This is a genomic window from Flavobacterium sp. (assembly GCF_039932285.1).
Lineage (GTDB): Bacteria > Bacteroidota > Bacteroidia > Flavobacteriales > Flavobacteriaceae > Flavobacterium.
In genome coordinates this window covers 1-4,850 of the sequence record NZ_JBDTQE010000114.1, presented here as the reverse complement: position 1 = coordinate 4,850, position 4,850 = coordinate 1, and the positions used below count along the sequence as shown (strand labels likewise).

Genomic DNA, 4,850 nt, shown 5'->3' with positions numbered 1-4,850 from the left:
TGTAAAAGATTTCGATAAAAAAAATGTGAAAACCATTTTTAAAAAAGGTGATCCAGTTTTAGTTTATCTCGGTTATGATGAAAATTTAATATTAGAGTTTGACGGTTTTATAAACGAAGTTTCAGCAGATATTCCAATAATTATCAAATGTGATGATTGGATGTATTTATTGAAAAAGCACCAAGTAAACATTTCAATGCGTTCGACACGATTAATTGATTTAATACGTACCATAGTTCCTTCTGGAATTGAAATTGATGTAGCCGACATCAATATTGGAACAAAAAGATTTCCAAATACAACGGCTGCTAAAGTGCTCGAAGAGTTACAGGGTATTAACATTTATAGTTATTTCAAAGGGCGAACGTTGGTAGTTGGCAAAATTTATACAGACGATACGGCAATGCCGGTTGTTTTTAATTTTAATCAAAATATTGTTGACCATCAACTGCAGTACAAAAATAAAGAAGATGTTTTAATAAAAATCAAAGGAGTCTCCACCTTACCCAACGGAAGAAAAATAACAGCCGAATTTGGCGATGATAAAGGTACAGAACAACATTTGTCCTATTACAACATAGCGGTGCAAGCCGAAGTTTTAAAATTGGTTAAAGCCGATTATGAAAAATTTAAAGTAGAAGGTTTTGAGGGGCATATAACTGCTTTTGGCGTGCCAAGTGTTCGCCACGGTATGAAAGCCAAATTGATAAGTAATGAATATCCTGATAGAAAAGGATTGTACTTTATTAAAAAAGTGGTTAAAACGTTTGACGATTCGCCAAAGTACCATCAAGAAATATACTTGGATAAAAAAGCAGAATAATGAGCAAAGGATTGTTAGAGTTTAAAAAATTGTTGTCAAATAAAATTAGTTCAAAAATACCAGTTCAAACGGAATGGGTAAAAGTGAGCGAAATAGATTGGGACAATAAAACAATGACGGCAATTGGTGAATTGAATGGTTTAGAATACCATGATGTGGTTTTAGGTATTGGATCATTTAATATAAAACCAAAATTGGACTCATTGGCATTGGTTGGTGCGATTCATAACGGAGAAGCGTGTTTTATGCTTTTGTGTGAAGAAATAGAAGTTATTGAAATAATTGACCAATCGGGTTTTAAATTCATTTTAAACGATGGTTTAATGACAATTAATGGACAAGAATTAGGCGGTTTAGTCGATGCAAAAGAATTGAAATTACAGTTAGATAAAAACACATTGATTTTAGAAAAAATTCAATTTGCTTTTCAAAACTGGGTGCCAGTTCCAAATGATGGAGGTGCTAGTTTAAAAACAGCTTCTTCTGTATTTATTGCATTACAAAAGGCAAATCTTTCTAATATAGAAAATCAAACAATTAAGCATGGAAAAGGCTAAAGATATTTTATTACATAACGACAATGATTTAGAAGTTGTAAATGGCGATTTTTTTATTGGCGAAAGTGAAATGCAGGAGGTTGGTATCATTTTGCAAATGAATCAAGGTGAATTAAAAAGCGATGCTTTGATAGGTGCAAATTTAGTAACAATGATTAGGAGCGGTTTTAACAAAGAAAAAATTGAAAGGCATATTGCAACACAAATGGAGTTGGACAGTAAAAATTTTGATGATATAAAACAAAAGATTAGTTATGGTAGAGTTGTTTAAAGATTACATCGGGCAAATTTTAATATTAATTTTTACAGCTTTTTCCACATGGTTTATAACTAAAAGAAAACAAAATGCAGATATAAATACTACCGAAATTGATAACGGTTCGAAAGTAGTTTCATTATATAAAGATGCGTTGGATGACTTGAGTACACGTTACGAAAAAAAGTACATTGACGTTGAAAACCAAGCAAAAAACATTGAAATTCTTTTTGTAAACAAAGAAAATTTATTAATGCAAGAAATCGATTACCATAAAAAACAAACAATTTTATATAAAAAAATGTACGATGATAAAGTTCGAGAGTTTAATAAATATAAAAAAGAACACCCGTAATGACTGTAAATGTAATTGAAGGACAATCACTAATTGATATTGCAGTTCGAGAATTTGGAACGCCTTTGCTATCGATAGAATTCGCAATTGCGAACAATATTTCAATAACCGATGATTTATTTCCTGGACAAAAATTAAACTTGATTCAGAGTGAATTAATTAATGTTGATTTAGCAAATTACTTTAAAAACAAAAAACAAAACATTGCGACAGCATTAAGCTCGGATTTAGCAATAGCATTACAAAATAAAGGAATCGGCACAATGATTATAGGAAACAATTTTCAAGTAGGATAAAATGGCAAGAACTGTAGAAGAGATACAAGTACAAATGTTAACAGGAATTGCTAATAATAGTGATTTAGTGGGTTTGAATAGTACAAGTAAAGTAGCTATTTATAGACTTATAGTGTTTATTGTGGCTATTGCCATTTGGACACTCGAAAAACTATTTGATACACATAGTTCACAAGTCGATGTAGCCATTTACGAAAATAAACCCGGCACGGCACGTTGGTATCGCAATATGAGTTTAGCCTATCAATTTGGGTTTAATCTTTTGACTGATGATGATCAATTTGATAATGCGGGATTTACAACCGACCAAATTGAAGCTTCTAAAATAGTGAAGTATTGCTCTGTAAAAGAATCGTTAGAATCAAGCCGATTAATTATAAAATTAGCTGGTGATGACGGTACAAATTTAATACCACTTACACCAACACAAATTGATAGTTTTAAATATTATATAAGCGAAGTGGCGTATGCAGGTGTAAAAACCCACTTCGTAAACAACCCAGCCGATAAGTTAAGGTTAACGATGCGCGTGTATCGCAATCCTTTAGTAATTGACGAAAACGGAAACAATATTTTAACAGGTGGGAAATCGGTCGAAATTGCCATAAAAAAATACATCAAGAATTTACCATTTGATGGCGAATTAGTCATTAATGATTTGATTGATTATTTGCGTGATGTGCCTGGTGTAGAAAATGCACATATCATTTCGGCAGCGACAAGCTATAAAGATTTAGTAACTGGCTTATATACTTCTTTTGCAACTATTGATGTAAAAACAATACCCGTTGCGGGTTATTTTGAAGTAGAAAACTTTAATAATATAACCTATGTGGTATAATGTAGATTACAACAAACTAGGGGTTTTATTACTACCTACTTTTTTGCGAAAGCCAAAAACTATAGCCTTTGTGACCGTCTTGATAGAGCCTATAAAAGACTTGCATTACACTTGGTTACAAAAACGCGATTTCGATTGGTACCGACTAAAACACAACGGGCAACTGTGCAAATTAAGAAAAGTTCTCAATGACAATTTAGACCCAAGTTTAAGACGAATTTATATAGACGAAGGCACGGCATTTCCTAGAGAATATATTTATACCCAAGCAGAAAACAAGCCTAAATATTTAGGAACATTTTATATAAAAAGTCAAGATGAATATGAAAATACAGGTGTTGATTTCATTGTATTTGTGCCGCAAAGTATTATAGACAGCAATATTTATCAATTAAAATATTTACTAAAATATTATAAACTCGCTGGGAAGCGATATATGATTCAATTGATATAATTATGAATATACAAAATTTTAACCAAAGCGGGGGTTTCCCTTTACAAACCGAAACACTCGACGAAATGCAAAAAGCCTACGAACTTTTTAATAAGTTCGGCGATTTAGCAGGAAACTTTGCTATTATTTCGGGTTGTGAGGTTACAGGTTCTTTAGTTTCTGATGGCGCGGTTTTTATAAATGGCGAACTTTTGGAATTTAGAGGCGGAAACATAGGAGACGATGTTATCATCGTACAAATAGCCACAGCGCAAGAGTTTGAAGATGGCAATGATAAAGACGTGATTTTTGTTAGATATGCCACTTTTGGTATTGGTATTACTTCTTTTCCATGGACTAATTTTAAACGTCCTAAAACAACGATTCAACTTACTGAGCAAAAAGCTGAACAAACATTAATAGATACATTAATAACAAGGATTACAGCATTAGAAGCTAGACCAATAGCGAATGTACCCATCGATGCTGTTTTAATTTGGGGAAAACCAGCTAATGAAATTCCAGTTGGCTGGATAGAATACCAGCCATTACGTGGTAAAACACCTATAGGTTTAGACCCAGATTATGATAGTAATACAAATGGGGATAATACCAATTATAACTTGCAAACGCTTGGTTATTCAGGCGGAAAAAGAGAACATTCAATTACTAAACCAGAAATGCCGAGTTATAAATTAACCAGAACTGTAGGTAATGAAACTGTTGCAGGCGGATCTAGTAATATTTGGTCCAATAATGCAGGTACTAGTTATACTGAAGAAATAGCTTCGGGAGGTCAAGACAAAGCACACACAAATATGTCACCATATAGAGTAGTTCACTTCATTCAATACAAAGGATAATGGCAATAGTAAATTTAATAACGATAAAAAACTGGTTTAAAACTGGTTTAAAACCCACACAACAGCAATTTTGGGATACTTGGGATTCTTTTTGGCATAAAGAGGATATGATTCCTATAGAAAAAATACAAGGAATTCAGGCTATTTATAACGCTGTTAATAATCATATAGCGGATCAAAACGCTCATGCTGCATTATTTGCTAAAACCAAAATTTATGCATTAGGTGAATTGCAAATTTTTAAACGTACTGGTACAAATCTAACAGCATTAGAAGTAAATGATTTCGTAAAAGGCATAATTCAAGGTATATACATAGAAGCCATTTATTTAGGTAATGATGAATCATTGTTGACTAGTTATGACATTATAAATCAAATCGAATTTGAAAATCCACCCGTATTAATAAATAGTGAAATTATAATAA

The 4,850-nt window shown here is 32.3% G+C and carries 8 protein-coding genes and 1 pseudogene; all 9 read left to right on the top strand.

What is annotated here, in order from left to right:
- Positions 1 to 823 (top strand): hypothetical protein (locus ABI549_RS13430; protein ID WP_348076970.1); only part of this gene is annotated, 823 nt, incomplete at its 5' end.
- Positions 823 to 1,380: a hypothetical protein gene (locus tag ABI549_RS13425; RefSeq protein WP_348076969.1), complete on the top strand. Its 558-nt coding sequence runs from the start codon at positions 823 to 825 to the stop codon at positions 1,378 to 1,380. The genes ABI549_RS13430 and ABI549_RS13425, both read left to right, overlap by 1 nt.
- A complete protein-coding gene (locus ABI549_RS13420; protein WP_348076968.1) occupies positions 1,367 to 1,651 on the top strand; it encodes a hypothetical protein in 285 nt (94 codons plus the stop codon). Before ABI549_RS13425 ends, ABI549_RS13420 begins: the two co-directional genes overlap by 14 nt.
- Complete coding sequence (locus ABI549_RS13415) at positions 1,635 to 1,991, top strand: hypothetical protein (protein WP_348076967.1); 357 nt, start codon at positions 1,635 to 1,637, stop codon at positions 1,989 to 1,991. The genes ABI549_RS13420 and ABI549_RS13415 overlap by 17 nt, the downstream gene beginning before the upstream one ends.
- Positions 1,991 to 2,287, top strand: coding sequence for a LysM domain-containing protein (locus ABI549_RS13410; RefSeq protein WP_348076966.1), 297 nt, complete (start codon positions 1,991 to 1,993; stop codon positions 2,285 to 2,287). Before ABI549_RS13415 ends, ABI549_RS13410 begins: the two co-directional genes overlap by 1 nt.
- Position 2,288: 1 nt before the next feature.
- On the top strand, positions 2,289 to 3,128 hold the full coding sequence (locus ABI549_RS13405) for a nucleotidyltransferase (protein WP_348076965.1): 840 nt from the start codon (positions 2,289 to 2,291) through the stop codon (positions 3,126 to 3,128).
- Positions 3,118 to 3,582, top strand: a complete 465-nt coding sequence (locus ABI549_RS13400; RefSeq protein WP_348076964.1) for a hypothetical protein — start codon at positions 3,118 to 3,120, stop codon at positions 3,580 to 3,582. Before ABI549_RS13405 ends, ABI549_RS13400 begins: the two co-directional genes overlap by 11 nt.
- Positions 3,583 to 3,584: 2 nt before the next feature.
- The gene (locus ABI549_RS13395; RefSeq protein WP_348076963.1) at positions 3,585 to 4,424 is read left to right on the top strand and encodes a hypothetical protein; all 840 of its coding nucleotides are present in this window, start codon (positions 3,585 to 3,587) and stop codon (positions 4,422 to 4,424) included.
- Positions 4,424 to 4,850 (top strand): annotated as a pseudogene (locus tag ABI549_RS13390) (hypothetical protein); the annotation flags it as partial. The gene ABI549_RS13395 and the pseudogene ABI549_RS13390, both read left to right, overlap by 1 nt.